At 23.8% G+C, this 18,568-nt stretch carries 15 protein-coding genes and 1 tRNA gene; 9 read left to right on the forward strand and 7 right to left on the reverse strand.

What is annotated here, in order from left to right; translation table 11 throughout:
* Window positions 1-2 precede the first annotated feature (2 nt).
* From rnpA to mnmE, 3 genes are all read left to right on the forward strand, one after another.
* Window positions 3-374: a ribonuclease P protein component gene (gene rnpA / locus RJX12_RS00070; protein WP_343192183.1), complete on the forward strand. Its 372-nt coding sequence runs from the start codon at window positions 3-5 to the stop codon at window positions 372-374.
* A 219-nt stretch (window positions 375-593) separates the two neighbouring features.
* Window positions 594-2,189: a membrane protein insertase YidC gene (gene yidC / locus RJX12_RS00075; protein WP_343192184.1), complete on the forward strand. Its 1,596-nt coding sequence runs from the start codon at window positions 594-596 to the stop codon at window positions 2,187-2,189.
* A gap of 93 nt (window positions 2,190-2,282) precedes the next feature.
* Window positions 2,283-3,653, forward strand: coding sequence for a tRNA uridine-5-carboxymethylaminomethyl(34) synthesis GTPase MnmE (gene mnmE / locus RJX12_RS00080; RefSeq protein WP_343192185.1), 1,371 nt, complete (start codon window positions 2,283-2,285; stop codon window positions 3,651-3,653).
* A gap of 43 nt (window positions 3,654-3,696) precedes the next feature.
* Here mnmE and RJX12_RS00085 read toward each other — a convergent pair.
* Window positions 3,697-3,769: transfer RNA gene (locus tag RJX12_RS00085), tRNA-Phe, on the reverse strand.
* Window positions 3,770-4,057: 288 nt separating this feature from the next.
* Between RJX12_RS00085 and RJX12_RS00090 the strand changes: the two genes are divergently transcribed.
* From RJX12_RS00090 to efp, 3 genes are all read left to right on the forward strand, one after another.
* Window positions 4,058-4,351, forward strand: coding sequence for a co-chaperone GroES (locus tag RJX12_RS00090; protein ID WP_343192186.1), 294 nt, complete (start codon window positions 4,058-4,060; stop codon window positions 4,349-4,351).
* Between the two features lie 54 nt (window positions 4,352-4,405).
* A complete protein-coding gene (gene groL, locus RJX12_RS00095) occupies window positions 4,406-6,055 on the forward strand; it encodes a chaperonin GroEL (RefSeq protein ID WP_343192187.1) in 1,650 nt (549 codons plus the stop codon).
* 113 nt (window positions 6,056-6,168) lie between these two features.
* On the forward strand, window positions 6,169-6,735 hold the full coding sequence (gene efp / locus RJX12_RS00100; RefSeq protein WP_343192188.1) for an elongation factor P: 567 nt from the start codon (window positions 6,169-6,171) through the stop codon (window positions 6,733-6,735).
* Between the two features lie 56 nt (window positions 6,736-6,791).
* On the opposite strand, the gene dnaC is transcribed toward efp, so the two are convergent.
* The 3 genes from dnaC to rsmD form a co-directional block, all read right to left on the reverse strand.
* Window positions 6,792-7,532: a DNA replication protein DnaC gene (dnaC, locus tag RJX12_RS00105; protein ID WP_343192189.1), complete on the reverse strand. Its 741-nt coding sequence runs from the start codon at window positions 7,530-7,532 to the stop codon at window positions 6,792-6,794.
* Window positions 7,532-8,065, reverse strand: a complete 534-nt coding sequence (dnaT, locus tag RJX12_RS00110; RefSeq protein ID WP_343192190.1) for a primosomal protein DnaT — start codon at window positions 8,063-8,065, stop codon at window positions 7,532-7,534. The genes dnaC and dnaT overlap by 1 nt, the downstream gene beginning before the upstream one ends.
* A 151-nt stretch (window positions 8,066-8,216) precedes the next feature.
* Complete coding sequence (rsmD, locus tag RJX12_RS00115; protein ID WP_343192191.1) at window positions 8,217-8,819, reverse strand: 16S rRNA (guanine(966)-N(2))-methyltransferase RsmD; 603 nt, start codon at window positions 8,817-8,819, stop codon at window positions 8,217-8,219.
* Window positions 8,820-8,915: 96 nt separating this feature from the next.
* On the opposite strand from rsmD, the gene ftsY reads away from it, so the two are divergent.
* The 3 genes from ftsY to metE all read left to right on the forward strand — a co-directional run bounded on the left by ftsY (window position 8,916) and on the right by metE (window position 14,786).
* Window positions 8,916-10,154, forward strand: coding sequence for a signal recognition particle-docking protein FtsY (ftsY, locus tag RJX12_RS00120; protein ID WP_343192192.1), 1,239 nt, complete (start codon window positions 8,916-8,918; stop codon window positions 10,152-10,154).
* A 169-nt stretch (window positions 10,155-10,323) separates the two neighbouring features.
* Window positions 10,324-11,181 carry an RNA polymerase sigma factor RpoH gene (gene rpoH / locus RJX12_RS00125; protein ID WP_343192193.1) on the forward strand — a complete coding sequence of 286 codons (858 nt, stop codon included), beginning with the start codon at window positions 10,324-10,326 and terminating at the stop codon, window positions 11,179-11,181.
* Window positions 11,182-12,515: 1,334 nt separating this feature from the next.
* Window positions 12,516-14,786: a 5-methyltetrahydropteroyltriglutamate--homocysteine S-methyltransferase gene (gene metE, locus RJX12_RS00130; protein WP_343192194.1), complete on the forward strand. Its 2,271-nt coding sequence runs from the start codon at window positions 12,516-12,518 to the stop codon at window positions 14,784-14,786.
* Window positions 14,787-15,514: 728 nt separating this feature from the next.
* Here the strand turns inward: metE and RJX12_RS00135 are convergent.
* The 3 genes from RJX12_RS00135 to RJX12_RS00145 all read right to left on the reverse strand — a co-directional run bounded on the left by RJX12_RS00135 (window position 15,515) and on the right by RJX12_RS00145 (window position 18,412).
* Window positions 15,515-16,372, reverse strand: coding sequence for a YicC/YloC family endoribonuclease (locus RJX12_RS00135; RefSeq protein ID WP_343192195.1), 858 nt, complete (start codon window positions 16,370-16,372; stop codon window positions 15,515-15,517).
* Window positions 16,373-16,434: 62 nt separating this feature from the next.
* On the reverse strand, window positions 16,435-18,009 hold the full coding sequence (gene purH / locus RJX12_RS00140; protein WP_343192196.1) for a bifunctional phosphoribosylaminoimidazolecarboxamide formyltransferase/IMP cyclohydrolase: 1,575 nt from the start codon (window positions 18,007-18,009) through the stop codon (window positions 16,435-16,437).
* 115 nt (window positions 18,010-18,124) lie between these two features.
* Entirely contained in the window at window positions 18,125-18,412 is a 288-nt protein-coding gene (locus RJX12_RS00145; protein ID WP_343192399.1) for an HU family DNA-binding protein, read from the reverse strand.
* Between the last annotated feature and the right edge of the window lie 156 nt (window positions 18,413-18,568).

An 18,568-nucleotide genomic window follows, 5' to 3' on the forward strand; every position in this document is an offset into this window, starting at 1 on the left:
TAATGAATAAAATATGTTTATTTTTTTTTACAGAAGAGTTTCGTTTATCTAAAGCAGTTCATTTTAATTTTGTATTTACAAAACCGTTTAGAGTAAAAATATCAGAAATTATTCTTTTGGGTAGATATAATTCATTAAAAAATTCACGTATAGGTATCAGTATTTCTAAAAAGAATATTAAATATGCCCATGAAAGAAATCGATTAAAGAGAGTGATTCGAGAAACTTTTCGTGTATCTAAATGTAGAATGATAGGGATTGATTTTATTATTATAGTAACAAAAAATGCTGTTAAAATAAATAGTTCTATATTTAGAGAAAAACTAAATAGATTATGGTTAAATGTTTTTAAAAAAAAAATATTTTATCAATAATTATTTTTTTATAAATTTATATTATTTAAATAATCTTTTTTAAATTATTTTAAAGTTTATTATTTAAATTTTTAAAAAATATTTTTATTATATTAAGATATTTTATTGTAAATAAAAAATTATTTTTTTAATAAAACGAGGATATTGCAATGTTGTTTTTTTTATTTTTATAAAACAGTATTGTATTAGAATAATGAAATACAGAAGAGAATATAAATAATGTATTTATGGCGTAATTTTTTATTTTTTTTTTTAATTATTTCTTTTTTATTATGTCAGATTTTTCAATTAGCATGTGCTGAAAATGTCACTCAATTGCATTTTAAACAAAATCAGTTTAGTAAATTAAGTATTAATACACAAAATAATAAAAAAATTTTTATTAAAACCGACACCATGTTATTAAAGATTAATAAACATGGGGGAGATATAGAAGAAGCATATTTATTAACTTATAAAGATAAATTAAATTCTATAAAACCTTTTCGATTGTTGCAGACTTCATCTGATTTTTCTTATCAAGCACAAAGTGGTATTACTGGAATAAATAGTTCAGATAACTCCAGATATGAAATAAAACCGTGGTTTACTAGTGCTAAATCTTATTTTCAATTAAAAAATGGTCAAAATGAATTACGTGTACCAATGTTATGGATCGATCAATATGGAGTAATTTATAAAAAAACTTTCATACTAACACCTGGTTCATATGTTGTCAAAGTCGAATATTTAATACAAAATAAATCTAATAAAATATTAAATTTATCTATGTTTGGACAATTGAAGCAAACTGTTAAGTTGCCTAAAAATAGAGATGTGCATAATAATAATTTTTTAATACAAAATTTTAGAGGAGCAGCATGTTCAACAGAATACAGTAAATATGAGAAGTACAAATTTAATGATATATTAAATCATAAAAACGTTTATACTAAAACAAAAAATGGTTGGGTAGCAATGTTACAACAATATTTTGTTACAGCTTGGATTCCTTGTTCTGAAGGAGATAATATAATATATACATCTAATTTAGGAAATGGTGTTGCTGCTATTGGGTATAAATCTCATTCATTTCGTGTAATGCCTGAAAAAAAATATAAAATATCATCTAAGTTATGGATTGGTCCAGCAATACAAGAAAGTATGTCTGTACTAGCACCTAATCTTGATTTAACTGTAGATTATGGATTTTTATGGTTTCTTTCTCAGCCGTTATTTAAATTATTAAGATATTTTAATAATATTTTACATAATTGGGGAGTGGCAATTATTTTAATTACTTTAGTAATGCGAATAATTATGTATCCATTTACAAAATCTCAATATATTTCTATGGTTAAAATACGATCTTTACAACCTCAAATTAATGATTTAAAAGTAAAATTTGCAGATAATAAAACAAAGTTAAGTCAAGAAATTATGTCGTTATATAAAAGAGAACATATTAATCCTTTTAGTGGTTTTTTTTCCTTACTTATTCAAATGCCAATTTTTTTAGCATTATATTATATGTTGATAGGTTCTATAGAATTACGTCATGCTCCTTTCGTTTTATGGATAACAGATTTATCTGCTCAAGATCCTTTTTATGTTTTACCTATAATTACGGGTATAACTATGTTTTATATTCAAAGGATGTCTCCTAGCACGATATCTGATCCGGTTCAACGAAATATTGTTAATTTTATTCCTATTTTGTTTTCTTTGTTTTTTCTGTGGTTTCCTTCTGGATTAGTTTTGTATTATATTGTGAGTAATATTGTAACTATTTTCCAACAAAAAATTATTTGTTCTAAATTGAAAAAAGTAGATTGAACATAATCTATAAAATTTTTATATAAAATTTTTTTGTATAAATAATATTATTTAAATGTATTACATGATGTAGAAAGGTTTTATAGAAAATTTATGAATGATCAATTAAAAGATACGATTGTTGCACAAATTACTCCTCAAGGAAGAGGTGCTGTGGGTATTGTTAGAGTATCTGGTGTGAAATCTTCAAATGTAGCTAAAGAAATATTAGGGAAGGTACCAATACCTAGATATATTCATTATGCATCTTTTTTGGATAGTAAAAAAAACATTATTGATAAAGGTATTGCATTATGGTTTCCAGGACCAAATTCTTATACTGGAGAGGATGTATTAGAATTACAAGGACACGGTAATCCAATTATTTTAGATGTTTTAGTTAAAAGTATTATTTCTATTAAGGATATACGGATAGCTAAACCAGGTGAATTTTCTGAACGTGCTTTTTTGAATGGAAAATTAGATTTAATTCAAGCGGAATCTGTTATTGATTTAATAAACGCTACATCACAATATACAGTAAAATTATCTTTAGAATCATTACAGGGATTATTTTCTTTACGTATTAAGAAATTAATGGATAGTATTAAAAATATTCGAATAAAATTAGAAGTTTCTATTAATTTTCCGGAAGAAAACATAAAAATTGATTTATTTCAACTAATTCCTATAACATTAAAAAATATTATATCTGATATAAATAAAGTTTTAGATTCAGCAAATAAAGGTTATATTTTTAGAGAAGGAACTAAAGTTGTTATTGCAGGACCAACTAATGCAGGAAAATCAACTTTATTTAATTTTTTAACTGGTATTGATGCAGCTATTGTTACTGACATTCACGGAACTACAAGAGATTTATTAAGAGAATCTGTAAACATTAATGGAATGCGATTTGATTTAGTTGATACTGCAGGTTTACGTGAAACAAGTGATAAAATAGAAAATATTGGAATTCAAAGGGCTTATCAAGAAATCGAATTAGCAGAACATATATTATTTGTGGTAGACAATACTTGTAATCAATTTGAATTATCAAAAATATATAATAACTTTTTAAGTTCTATTAAAAATAAATCAAAAGTTGTTATTATTTTAAATAAAATAGATCTTACTTTAGAATCAGCAAGTATTAAAATAATAAGTGGATTAACATTTATTTCACTTTCTGCATATACTGGGGATGGAATAAATATCTTATATCGATATTTACAGAAAAAAGATATAGGTATGTATGAAAATACTGAAAGTGTTTTATTAGCTAGAAGACGTCATTTAGATTTATTAAATAAGACTTTAAATCAAATTTTAATTAGTTTAAATAATTGGTCTAACACAAATGATGTTTGTGTATTAGCTGAAGATTTAAGATGTGCTCAAAATTATTTAGGAAGCGTATTGGGTTGTGTGACTACAGAAGATATATTAAATAATATTTTTTCTGAATTTTGTATTGGAAAGTAAGTTATAATAATTTTTTTTTATACATAAGTGATTTTTTTAAATTTGCCCGAAGGCGGAATTGAACCGCCGACACGGGGATTTTCAGTCCCCTGCTCTACCGACTGAGCTATTCGGGCATTTTTTTATTAAATCATTAAATGAAAAGTAATGTCAATGATTTTATTGTATAAATTTATTTTTAATTGAGTATAGTGATAATAGATAATATTGTATGTTACATTTGATTTATTTTTTTTATTTTATATTTTTTTGTTTTTTGTAAATTTATATATTATTTTTTAAAAATAAATTATATACCCCTTGAAAGTTTTTACATAAATCCATATATATTAATTTAAGGATATATATTATAATATGTGATATTTAATCATATTGATTATAGTAATTTTAATAGGAAAGTTTATATGAAAATTAGACCATTACACGATAGAGTTATTATTAAACGTAAAGAAGTAGAAGCTAGATCTGCTGGAGGTATTGTACTTACAGGTTCTGCAGCAGGAAAATCTACCAGAGGAGTAGTAACAGCAGTTGGTAACGGAAGAGTATTAGATAATGGTGAATTAAAAAAATTAGATGTGAAGATTGGTGATACAATTATTTTTAACGAAGGGTATGGCGCAAAAGTTGAAAAAATAGATAATGAAGAATTTTTAATTTTGACTGAAAGTGATATTTTAGCAGTTATTGAAGATTAGATTTTAGGTTTTTTACACTATAATTTAATGAAATTTATTTAAGGAAATATAAAAATGGCAGCTAAAGATGTAAAATTTGGTAATGAAGCACGTATTAAAATGCTTCGCGGAGTTAATGTATTAGCAGATGCAGTGAAAGTTACTTTGGGGCCAAAAGGTCGTAATGTAGTATTAGATAAATCTTTTGGAGCTCCAAGTATTACTAAAGACGGTGTATCAGTTGCTCGTGAAATTGAATTAGAAGATAAATTTGAAAACATGGGTGCTCAAATGGTAAAAGAAGTTGCATCAAAAGCAAATGATGTAGCTGGAGATGGTACTACAACTGCAACTTTATTAGCACAAGCTATTGTTAATGAAGGATTGAAAGCAGTAGCTGCTGGCATGAATCCTATGGATTTAAAAAGAGGTATTGATAAAGCAGTAATTTGTGCAGTTGATGAATTAAAGAAATTATCTGTTCCATGTTCTGATTCTAAAGCTATTACACAAGTAGGCACAATTTCTGCTAATGCAGATGAAAAAGTTGGGGCTTTGATTTCTGATGCAATGGAAAAAGTAGGAAATGATGGTGTAATTACTGTAGAAGAAGGTACAGGTTTAGAAAATGAATTAGAAGTTGTAAAAGGAATGCAATTTGATAGAGGGTATTTATCTCCATATTTTATTAATAAGTCTGAAACAGGTGTAATAGAGTTAGAAAATCCTTATGTTTTAATGGCTGACAAAAAAATTTCTAATATTCGTGAATTATTACCTTTACTTGAATCCGTAGCTAAATCTAGTAAACCATTATTAATTATTTCAGAAGATTTAGAAGGTGAAGCATTAGCTACTTTAGTGGTTAATTCCATGAGAGGTATTGTAAAAGTAGCAGCTGTTAAAGCGCCAGGGTTTGGTGATAGACGTAAAGCAATGTTACAAGATATAGCAATATTAACTGGTGGAACAGTAATTTCTGAAGAATTAGCAATGGAATTAGAAAAGTCTACTTTAGAAGATTTAGGACAAGCTAAAAGAGTTGTTATTAATAAAGATACGACTACTATTATTGGCGGTATGGGTGAAAAATATTCTATTCAAAATAGAATTTCTCAAATACGTCAGGAAATTCAAGAAACTACTTCTGATTATGATAAAGAAAAATTAAACGAAAGATTAGCTAAATTGTCAGGTGGGGTAGCGGTATTAAAAGTAGGTGCAGCTACAGAAGTAGAGATGAAAGAGAAAAAAGCACGTGTTGAAGATGCTTTACATGCTACACGAGCTGCTGTTGAAGAAGGTGTTGTACCAGGTGGTGGTGTTGCTTTAGTTCGTGTTGCACAAAAAATTTCGAATATGTTAGGTCAAAACGAAGATCAAAATGTGGGTATACGAGTAGCTCTTCGTGCAATGGAAACTCCTTTACGTCAAATAGTTTCTAATTCAGGTGAAGAACCATCTGTAGTAACTAATAATGTAAAAGATGGACGAGGAAATTATGGATATAATGCTGCTACTGATGAATATGGGGATATGATAGATTTTGGAATATTAGATCCTACTAAAGTAACACGGTCTGCATTACAATATGCTTCTTCTGTAGCTGGTTTAATGATTACAACAGAATGTATGGTAACAGATTTACCAAAAGAAGAAAAATCTGATATTAGTAGTTCATCACCTGCTGGTGGTATGGGTGGTGGTATGGGTGGTATGATGTAGTAGTAAGTAGAGTTTTTATAAGAATTTAATTTCTCTCCTATACACTACTAATAATGTATTAGGAGGGAAATATTTATTATTATTATTATTTTGTTCTAGAAAACTAAGTTAATATGATAATTAATTCAATTAATAATTTGAAATCGGGTTTAAAAGTAACTTTCAAAGGGGAACCTTTTTTAGTATTGTCAAATGAATTTGTTAAGCCTGGTAAAGGACAGGCATTTTCTAGAGTAACATTACGAAATCTATTAACTAACAAATTAATTGATAAAACTTTTCGATCTACTGACTTATTAGAAGAAGCAAATATAATAGATGTTAATTTGTTATATTTATATAAAGATAACAGACAATATATTTTTATGAATGAAAAGTGTTTTGAATATATAGCAGTAGATAGAAAAATTTTAGGAAGTAACGTGAAATGGTTACTTGAACAAACTCATTATGTTGTAACTTTATGGAATAATAATCCTATTTCAGTATGTTTTAATAATTTTATATCATTAAAAGTAGTATCATTGAATGTATTGGTTACAGGCGATAGAATTCATAAAAGTTATCAATTAGCTACTTTATCTACAGGAGTTATTGTTAAAGTTCCATTATTTATTAAAGTAAATAATGTTGTTAAAATAGATATCAGATCTGGTGAATATATTTCACGAATTCAATAATATGATATTATTTTAATATATTCAAAAGAAAAATTTTATATAATTTTTTATATTATTTAATATTCATTACCTTTAATATATTTTCTATAACTATTCCATTCAAATGTTAGCCATAAACTATTACCTAATCTCATTCTATCTATAACTCTTTCTCCTAATAATGACTTCATTCCTAAATGATCAAGATTAGATAACATTCCTGTTGATCGTTTAGAAGATGATCTTCTATCAACAATTTGGTTAATAATGACTTTTTCGTAACGGGATTCAGTTTGCATACCGATTTCATCTATCATTAGTAAATCAACGTTACTTAAATTATGTAACAGATTTTCTTCTGTTATATTGTTAGTTCCATTAAAAGTATTTTTCATGTTTGACATTAGATCCGCAACTGTAACGATTAATACATTTTTTCCATTTAAAATAAGATGATTACCTATTGCTGAAGCCAAATGATTTTTTCCTGTTCCAGGACGACCGGAAAATATAAAACTAGCAATATTTTCGTTAAATTCTTCAGCATATTTTCTTGCAGCTGATACTACTTTTTGGTGACCTTCATGTTGAATATGGTAATTATCAAATGAACAATTCATATATAATTCTCGAATACCAGATCGACCAAGAATTTTTTGCATTTTCATTGCTCGGTTTTGTCTTAATATTGCTTGGGAAGATAAAATTCCTTCTTCTTGATTCCAAGCTAGTAAATCTTCATCATTATTAAATTTAGGTTTAATATGATTAGGCATAATTCGTTGCAGACGTTTAAAAAAAATAGAGTAATTTTTCATTATTGTCCTCTAAATCCTTCTGGAATATTTATATCTGGTTGAGGTAGATCATTAATATCTCTTTTTTTATATTTTAAATTTAAAGTTCTGCTTTGTTGTATACTTCTGGCTAACTTTTGTTGCCATTGTATATGATAAAAAAATCTTCCTTCCGCTTGCCAGTAAGATATAAAAAGTGCTAGTTCAGCATGTGTAATTGGTTCATGGAGAATTATCCCCCAGATAGCAGCTTGTTTTAAGAAATCAACGTCAGGTTTCCATTCTTTATACATAATAAATTTACCTATAGGAATTTTTTCTAGAAATTTATTTTCTTTTATATTATGTTTTATTTGTTCTTGTTTTTTTTCTTGAAATAGATGGTTTATAGAAAATAATTTATTTAGTAAAGTAGGAGTAACAGCATACATAATGGGAATATTATTTTTAAATACGGCTAGCGCACCTTCTTTAGCTGAATTTAAAGCAGTTATAGGATCTTTTTTAAAATTTTTTAAAGTAATTGTTGTAGGTACTAATATTTTTGTAGACATAGGTGTAAATCTTATTTACAGTATTATGAGTTTATATAAGTGAAATTATTGATTTGTGCTATTGTAATTTATACAATTACTTTGTTTGTCTATAATTTCAAGTTAAGTTGTATAATGAAAATATTTTTTTTTAATATTATATATATATTGTTTATAATGTATACTTATTATTTTTATTAAGTTCTATAAAATAATTTGTTTTTTTAATATAAATTGAGTAATTTACTAATCCAGTTGTTTTATTTTTATATAAAAACCAACTTTTTGGTGTTTTTATATTATTTTGATATTTACTGCATTCTATATAAATCCATGAATTATTTTTTAACCACATGTTATTTTCTAGTAGAAAAATAATTTTTTCTAATATATTACTATAAAAAGGAGGATCAAGGAAGATAATATCATAATTTGTTTTTTTTTTTTTTAACCATGATATAGTGTTAGTATGAATTGTTTTAATTTCTATTATATTAAATTTTTTTATTGTTTTTTTGATGTTGTTTATTATTTTTTTATTAATTTCTAGCAATGTAACTTTTTTTGCTCCACGAGATATTGATTCAATAGATAATGCTCCACTACCAGAAAAACAATCGAGACAGTAAGCATTTATGATTTTTTTATTAAGCCAATTAAATAATGTTTCTCTAATTTGATTTGTAGTTGGTTTTAATTTTTTTTGATATAATATTGGTATTTTTCTTCGTTTTAATTTCCCTGCAATAATGTAAATATTGTTATTTTTTTTCATAATTTTTTATAAATCAATGAGTTTATTATTTTTTATAGTATACATAACTAATAGTGAATATAGGTAATTTAATTTTATATATATAGGAAGGTTAACATGAAGAAAAATATTTTTTTTAGTTGGTTTTCTAGGATAAAAAATAAAAATAAGAAAATTTTAGAAGACAATCCAAAAAAAATAATTTCAGTCAATAATATTTCTAATGAAATTATAAAAAAAAATAATAATCATAAATTTGATAAAATTATTTCTAATGCAATAGACACTAGTATTGTTAAAGATATAACAAAAAATTCGAAAAATGATTGTAAAGATTTATCAATAGATAATAATAGTAATGTACAAAAAATAATACATAGAGAAGTAAAAAATACGCTGATTTCTGAAATAAAATTACATAAAAATACTATTGTATCTAAAAATAGATTTGTTTTAAAATTAAGAGAAGCTTTAAAAAAAACTAGAGATAATTTTTCTATAGGAATAAAGAGTATTTTTTTAACAAGTTATATTGATTCTAAATTATTTGATACAATTGAAGAAATGTTATTGCTTGCTGATGTTGGATTGGAAACAACTACTGTAATTATTAAACATTTAAAATCGGAAGTATTACATAAAAAATTTAAAACGACTCAAGAAGTTTATAATGAATTAAAGCGTCAAATGTTATTGATATTATCAGTTGCAATTAAGGAAAAATCAACTAATATTTCTGCCGGAACATATCCTTTTGTAATATTAGTAGTGGGTGTTAATGGTGTGGGAAAAACAACAAACATTGCTAAATTAGCTGTAAAATATAAAAATTTAGGAAAAAAAGTAATGTTAGTTGCAGGAGATACTTTTAGAGCGGCAGCTATTGAACAATTGAAATTATGGGGATCTAAAATACATGTTTCTGTAATCGCACAACATGTGAATGCTGATTCAGCAGCAGTAGTTTTTGATGCAATGAAATCAGCTAAAGCAAAAAATATTGATATTTTAATAGTTGATACAGCAGGAAGATTACATAATAATATTAATTTAATGAACGAATTAAAGAAAATTAAGAAAGTTATTAAGAAAATAGATGTTTTAGCACCACATGAGATTTTTTTAGTAGTTGATTCTTGTAATGGACAAAATACATTAATACAAACAGAGTTATTTCATAAGTTATTACATCTTACTGGTATAATTGTAACAAAATTAGATGGTACAGCAAAAGGAGGTATTATTTTTTCTATAGTACATAAATTTTCTATTCCAATTAGATATATTAGTACGGGTGAAAAGATAAATGATTTAAGAACATTTGATAATAATGATTTTATTAATTCTATATTTTAATAAAATAATTTTAGATATAAATTAGTTATAAGACGTTTTATTTATATAATTTTATAGAAAGTTTAGATAAGAAAAAATATAGCCTTTGATTTATTAAAATAAATAACGTATCATAAATAAACTTAATATAATTATATGATGTATTAATAATTGTAGTTTAGGGATTAAAATGATTAATAAAACACAAATTTTGTCTCTTACTTCTTTAGGTAATTTAGATGCTTATATTCGAGCTGTGAATTCTTGGTCGATATTATCAGCTGAAGAAGAAAAAATATTAGCAGAACGTCTTTATTATAACAGTGATTTAGATGCTGCTAAAACTTTAATTTTATCTCATTTGCGTTTTGTTATACATATTGCTAGGAGTTATTCCGGGTATGGGTTACCTCAAGCTGATTTAATTCAAGAAGGTAATATTGGATTAATGAAAGCTATTCGTCGTTTTAATCCTGAAGTAGGTGTTAGGTTAGTTTCTTTTGCTGTTTATTGGATAAAATCAGAAATACATGAATATGTTTTGCGTAACTGGCGTATTGTAAAAGTTGCTACAACTAAATCACAAAGAAAATTATTTTTTAATTTAAGAAAAAATAAACGTCGTTTAGGATGGTTTAATGATGATGAATTAGAAATGGTCGCTAAAGATTTAGGAGTTCGTAGTGAAGAGGTTAGAGAAATGGAATGTCGTATGTCTGTCCAGGATATTTCATTTAATTTATTTCCTAACGATGAATATAATGAGAGAAAAATAACTACTGTTATGTCTCATTTAAGAGATCATTCTTCAAATTTTGCTCATTCTGTAGAAGAAGATAATTGGGAAACACATGCTACCAATAAGTTAACTGATGCATTACATATTTTAGATGAGCGGAGTCAGTATATCATTAGAGCTCGTTGGTTAAATGAGAATAATAAAATTACTTTACAAGAAATAGCTAATGGATATGGTATTTCAGCAGAACGTGTTCGTCAGTTAGAAAAAAATGCAATGAAAAAGTTAAGGTTAGCAATTGAAGATTGAGTAATTAATTTGAATTATTTAAAATTGATATATTTATTGATTTTTGTTTAGTTATATATATTATTATTCTATTTTTACAATGTATTTAGTATAAAATTATTTTATTTTTTCTTGAGTCTATTAGTATTTTTTGTCCTTTAAGTTATTAAATATTATTAGATAATAAAAAATATTTTTTTGATATATATCTTATTATGTAAAAGAATATTTTTTATTTAATTTATGAATTTAGTTAATTGTTTTAATTAAACATTATTGATAGTCTTGATATTTAAACAAATTATTTTTATATTTTTAAAATTATTTATAACTATAATAAATAATATTTTTTTAATATTAAAATTTTATTAGTGTAAAATAATTTAAAACAAATATTTTTCTATATATATTTAAAATGAATATTTTTTAATAATTAAATATAATATGTTGTTATAGTAATACACGTAGTATGGTTATATATTTAATATTTTATGTATTATTGAATATAATTATCTGTATAAATAAAATAAGAGTATAATTAGTAATTTTATTTGAATAATAGTTAATAAATTATATTAATTAATTCGATAATATTATATTAAGTTAAATTATATATATTAATTTTAATAGGTATTTTTATAGTTACTTTTTTTTGTATAATTACAATTTATCTTTTTATCTGAAATATTTTTTTTGATAATTATTTTATTAATAGAATAATATTATTTTTATAAAATGCAATTAATGTTTATTTATTATATTAGTATTTATTTGATGTTAAATTATTTAATTATATTATAAATAATGTAAATATATTAACGCAAATAAACTTTAATTATCAATTATTAATTATATGTAATTATATGAATATTTATTATATTTTTATTTTTTATATAAATAATAAAATATTAGTTTATATTAATTAAATACAATAATTTTAATTATTAATCATTTTATAAAATTTTTATTTAAATAAAAATTTTTATTTTTTGTATATTTTTTTTAATGATATAAAAATAATTAATATTTTAAGAGAACAATAAATTATTAAATTATAAAGTGATATAAAATAGTACAGATATGGTTTTAAATATGTTAGTTAGTTAATGATCAAAGTAATTCATTTTTTTTTGTATTATAAATTAATTCGATGGAATATTATTATTTTTTATAGTATATGAAATATTTTATTTAACTTTAGAAAATTTATTGTTATATATAAATTTATATAATATATGATTTTTATAATTCAAAATTATATTTCATGGTATAATAAAATACATATTTAATATGTTGATAAATTATAGTAAGTACGAAATGTGTTGTTTAATTTTGAAAGTAATTAAGGTAATTTAATGACTATTGTAAATCATATACTTGGTTTTCCTAGGATTGGATTAAATCGAGAATTAAAAAGATCTCAAGAAGATTATTGGTCTGGTAAAATTTCACAGAGTGATTTATTAGATGTTGGTAGGAAGTTAAGAAAGAGACATTGGAAACAACAAAAAGAAGCTGGTATTGATTTATTACCCGTAGGTGATTTTGCTTGGTATGATCATGTTTTAAGTACAAGTATGATGTTAGGTAATGTTCCTGAAAGACATAAGAATGAAGATCAATCTATTAATTTAGATACTTTATTTCGTATTGCTAGAGGAATATCCTCTACTGGACAAGCTGCTATGGCATCTGATATGACAAAGTGGTTTAATACTAACTATCATTATATAGTACCTGAATTTAGTAAATTCTGCGATTTTTTTTATGGTTGGTCGCAATTATTAGATGAAGTTGATGAAGCGTTAAAATTAGGACATAATATTAAGCCAGTGATTTTGGGTCCAATAACATATTTATGGTTAGGTAAAATTAAAGGTGAATTATTTAATCGTTTAGATTTGTTACCAAAAATAATTCCTATATATCAATATATTTTATCTGAAATTAAATTAAGAAAAATTGAATGGGTACAAATAGATGAGCCAATTTTAACGTTAGAATTACCTGATGATTGGAGAAATGTTTTTAATACAGTCTATGAACAGTTAAATTGTGGAGTAAATATATTATTAACTAGTTATTTTGATTCAATTATGCATAATATGGATATTATTAAGAAACTTCCAATACATGGATTACATATTGATTTAATATATGGAAAATATGATTTTTTTAATGTAAATACTATTATACCTAAAAATTGGATATTATCTTTAGGTGTTATTAATGGACGTAATGTATGGCGTAGTAATTTAATGTATTGGTTTCATGTGATTACTTCTTTTTTTAATACAAGACAAAAACTATGGATTGGGTCTTCTTGTTCTTTGTTACATTCTCCTATCGATGTCAGCCAAGAAAATACTATTGATTTAGAGATAAAAAATTGGTTTTCTTTTGCTATACAAAAATGTCAGGAATTGTCATTATTAAAGCAATCCATTGTTTCTAATGATACCAATGGTTTACGACAATGGAGTGAATTGATTGAAAATAGAAGTTTATCTAATAAGGTACACGATATTTTAGTACAGAAAAGAGAAAAATCAATTACTATTGATCATATGAAAAGAATTAGTAAGTATAATATTCGTGAAATAAAACAGAGACAAAAATTTAATTTTCCTATATTACCTACTACAACAGTTGGTTCTTTTCCACAAACAGATGTTGTAAGAAAGTTACGTTTTGAATTTAAAAAAAATTATTTTACTTTAGAAAAATATAAAGAAGAAATATTTAAGTATATTAAAGATGCTATTTATCGACAGGATGATTTAGGATTAGATGTATTAGTTCATGGAGAATTTGAAAGAAATGATATGGTAGAGTATTTTAGTGAAAATTTAAATGGATTTATTTCTACAGATAATGGATGGGTTCAAAGTTATGGATCTCGATGTGTTAAACCGCCGATTATTATTGGTGATATAAGTCGTTCTAAATCGATGACTATTGAGTGGATTAAATATGCACAGTCTTTAACGAGTAAACCTGTTAAAGGTATGTTAACTGGTCCAGTAACTATTTTATCTTGGTCATTTGCTAGAGAAGATATTTCTCAGGAAATTATAGCCAAACAAATAGCATTAGCTTTACGTGATGAAGTTAAAGATTTAGAAGATTCTGGAGTTAGAATTATACAAATAGATGAGCCAGCTTTAAGAGAGGGTTTACCTTTACGTAAAAGTGAGTGGGCTGTTTATTTGAAATGGGCAATAGATGCATTTCGGTTAAGTTCTTCAGTTGTTAATGATGAAACTCAAATTCATACACATATGTGTTATTGTGAATTTAATGATATTATGGATTCTATAGTTGCATTAGATGCAGATGTTATTACTATTGAAACATCTAGGTCAGATATGGAGTTGTTAGAATTTTTTAAAAAATTTGAATATCCAAATTCTATAGGACCAGGTGTTTATGATATACATTCTCCAATAATACCTACTGTTGATGGAATAAAATCTTTATTAAGAAAAGTTATTGATTATATTCCAATACAACGTGTTTGGGTGAATCCAGATTGTGGATTAAAAACAAGAACTTGGGAAGAGACTGAATTATCTTTAACAAATATGATAAAAGCAGCTAAAGCATTAAGAAATGAAATAAAATAAATATAATTTTATATATAAAAAAATAGCGCTGACTGCGCTATTTTTTTATATATAAAATTATATTATTATAAGTTATAACTGTACTAATACAATACAATTAAAATATTTTATTATTAATAAATTAAAAAATAACTTATATTTTAGATTTTCGTTAAAATAAATTATTATTTATAAGTAAATTATTTATAACTTTTTAGTAATATTACAATAAACATATATATTTTAAAGAAAAATATTTTAGCAATAAAAATAATTAAATTTTTTTATTAATAAATTATATTTTTATAAAAAATAAATAATATAACGATAAAATAATAAAGATTTACCTTTAAAATTTAAAGTTATCACTGTATTAAAAAATAAATTTAATTTATATTTATTAATATTAAAATATTATTAATATTTTCTTAAAATGAATATTTCTTCTATTAAAAAAAATAAGTATATAATTGCTTATCAAAGCAATGATATATTATTGACTATATATAATTTTTATTTTTTAAACAATAATTTATTTTTTATGTTTTTAAATGACAAAAATGAATATTTTTTATTTAAATAATAATTTAAATTTTACAATCTTAGGATTAAGTTTATGAAAGTAATATACTATTTAAAATTATTTAATAATGTTATAATAAGATATGTATATAGATATAAAAATTTGATTTTATTATTTTTAAATATTATTGTTTATTTAACAATAAAAAATATTTTTTAAAATTAAATTATTCTATATTTTGAATTTGTTCTCGCATTTGTTCAATTAAAACTTTAATCTCAATAGTGGCCGTTGTAATATAAGAATTAATAGATTTTGATGCTATTGTATTTGTTTCTCTATTTAGTTCTTGCATAATAAAATCTAATCTTCTACCTACAGGTTTATATTTTATTTTATTAATTACTGATTTAGTTTCCAAAATATGTATATGAATTCTATCGAGTTCTTCATTAATATCTATTTTTTGAATTAATAAAAGCATTTCTTGTTCTAATCTAATTTTATCAATAGTAATTTGTAATTCTTTACATTTTAGAAATAATTTTTCTTTATATAAGTTTAAAATTTCTGGTAAGATTTTTTTTATTTTATTAATTTCAATTTTTATTAAATCTAATCGACTTTCTATAATTTTTTTTAAAAACATTCCTTCATTTTTTCTAACTAAAATTAATTTTTTTACAGTTGATTTTAGTAATGTAATAATATCTGTTTTAATACCATCTAAATTTTCCTTTTCAATTTCAATAACTCCTGGCCATTTTAACAAATCAATAAAGTTAATATAACATGTTCTCATGTCTAATTTAATCCATTGTGTTGCACGTAAAATTCCATTAATTAATTTTTTATTTAAAATAATTTTTGCTTCTTTTTTTTGATTTGCTTCAAATCTTAAACTGCATTCTATTTTACCTCTATCAATATTATTCCTGATATATTGACGTACAAAAAAATCCAATTCTCGAAATTCTTCAGACATACGAACGTTAATTTCTAAATAACGCTGATTTACAGTTCTAATTTCCCATGAAGCTTTTCCCCAATTTCCTTTTAGTTCTGTTCTGGCATAGCCAGTCATACTTTGTATCATATCATACTCATAAAAAAATCTATTATTAAATTAATAAATAGAATATTTGCTTAATGTTTAAAACAACGAATGTTAGTAAAAATCATGGCAATATTATGTTCATTAGCAGCATTAATAACTTCGGAATCACGAATAGATCCTCCTGGTTGTATTATACAAGTAATCCCAATAGAAGCAGCCATATCAATACCATCTCGGAATGGAAAAAAAGCATCAGATGCCATTACAGATTTTTTCGTATCAAAATCTAAATCTTCTGCTTTAATTTTAGCTAATTTTGCAGCATATATGCGACTCATTTGCCCAGCACCTATACCTATAGTTATAAGATTTTTAACATATACAATAGCATTAGATTTAACATGTTTAACTACTTTCCATGCAAATAAAGAATCTTTAAGTTCATTTAAATTAGGTTTACGTTTAGTTACAATATTCCAGCTAGTTTGTTCTTCTATATTATAATTAGGTTCTTGTACCAATAATCCTTCTGAAATTGACCTAAGTTCTAAATTATTTTTTACATAGTCCAAATTTTTATATATTAATATTTTTATTTTTGGTTTAAATTTTATAATATTTAAAAATTCTTTATTTACACTTGGAGCAATAATAATTTCAGTAAATTGTTTTTTAATAATGGTTTTAGCTAATTCTTCATTTAATTCTTTGTTAAAAGCAATAACTCCTCCAAAAGAAGAAATTGGATCGCTATTATAAGCATTAAGATAAGATGATAGTATGTCTTTTCCTACAGCTACACTACAAGGGTTACCGTGTTTTACTATAACACAAACAGGTTTATAAAATTCTTGTATACATGTTACAGCAACATTAGAATCTAATTTATTATTATAAGAAAGTAATTTACCTTGTAGTTGAGTGGTGTTATAAGTTATCTTATCTAATATATTTTTATTAACATAAAAAGCTGATTTTTGATGTTTATTTTCTCCATAACATAAATCATATTTTTTGACGAATTTAATATTTAAATATTTTGGAAAAATATTATTATTTAAGTTTTTATTTAATTTATTTTTATTAATTTCTAAAAAATAATCTGAAATATTATTATCATATTCTGTTACATAATTAAAAGCAGTAGTTGCTAATTGTAATCTTTTATTTATAGAAAGACTATTATTATTCTTTAATATTTCTTGTGCGATAGGTTGATAATCATTTTTGTTAACTAATACAACAACGTTTTCATAATTCTTCGCCGCAGCACGAACTATAGCAGGTCCACCTATATCAATATATTCTAAAATGGAATTTAAAGAGTTTTTTTTCATTTGAACTATATTTAGAAAAGGGTAAAAATTAACTACAACCATATCTATTTTAATAATTCCTTGTTTATTCAGATCCTTATCATCTATTCCTTCCCTAGCTAATATTCCAGCATAAATTTTATGATGTAACGTTTTTATTCTACCATTGATCATTTCTGGAACATTAGTATATTGTGAAATATCCATATAATCAATTCCTGATTTCTTTAAAATTTTTGAAGTACCTCCAGTAGAAAAAATTTTTATATTACATTTAGTAAGTATCTTAGCTAATTCAATTATTTTATTTTTATCAAAAACACTAATTAAAGCGTGTTTTATAATCATACTATCCTCAAAATATTATAAAAATTTTTTAACTAATTATATATTTCAATTAGTTATATGAAATCAGGGGCAAATATGCCCCTATATTATGTAATTAAATAATATCTAATCAAAATTATTTTACAGCGTTTTTTAAAGATTTACCAGATATAAAAGTAGGGACTTTTGTTGCAGGAATTTTAATTTCTTTTCCTGTTTGTGGGTTACGTCCAGTTCGAGCGGATCGATTATTAACTTTAAAAGTTCCAAATCCCACTAATTGTACAGCATTACCTTTTTTTAAAGATTCAACTATCGATGATAATGTTGTTTCTAAGGTAAGTTTAATTTGTTTTTTAGACAACTTGGTTATTTCAGATATTACATTAATTAGTTGAGCTTTATTCATATTTCTTTCCTGAATAATATTTATTAAAATAATAGTACAATAATTAATTAATTAATTTAGATACCAAGTGTTTTAAACTAATAAATACTGAAGTAAAGATTTAAATTTATGAAAGTAATTAAAGATGATTGCGTTAATTTATAGTTTATTACTCTAAATAATATAAATTAT

The sequence above is a fragment of the Buchnera aphidicola (Formosaphis micheliae) genome, assembly GCF_039403185.1.
GTDB classification, from domain to species: Bacteria; Pseudomonadota; Gammaproteobacteria; order Enterobacterales; family Enterobacteriaceae; genus Buchnera_C; species Buchnera_C aphidicola_B.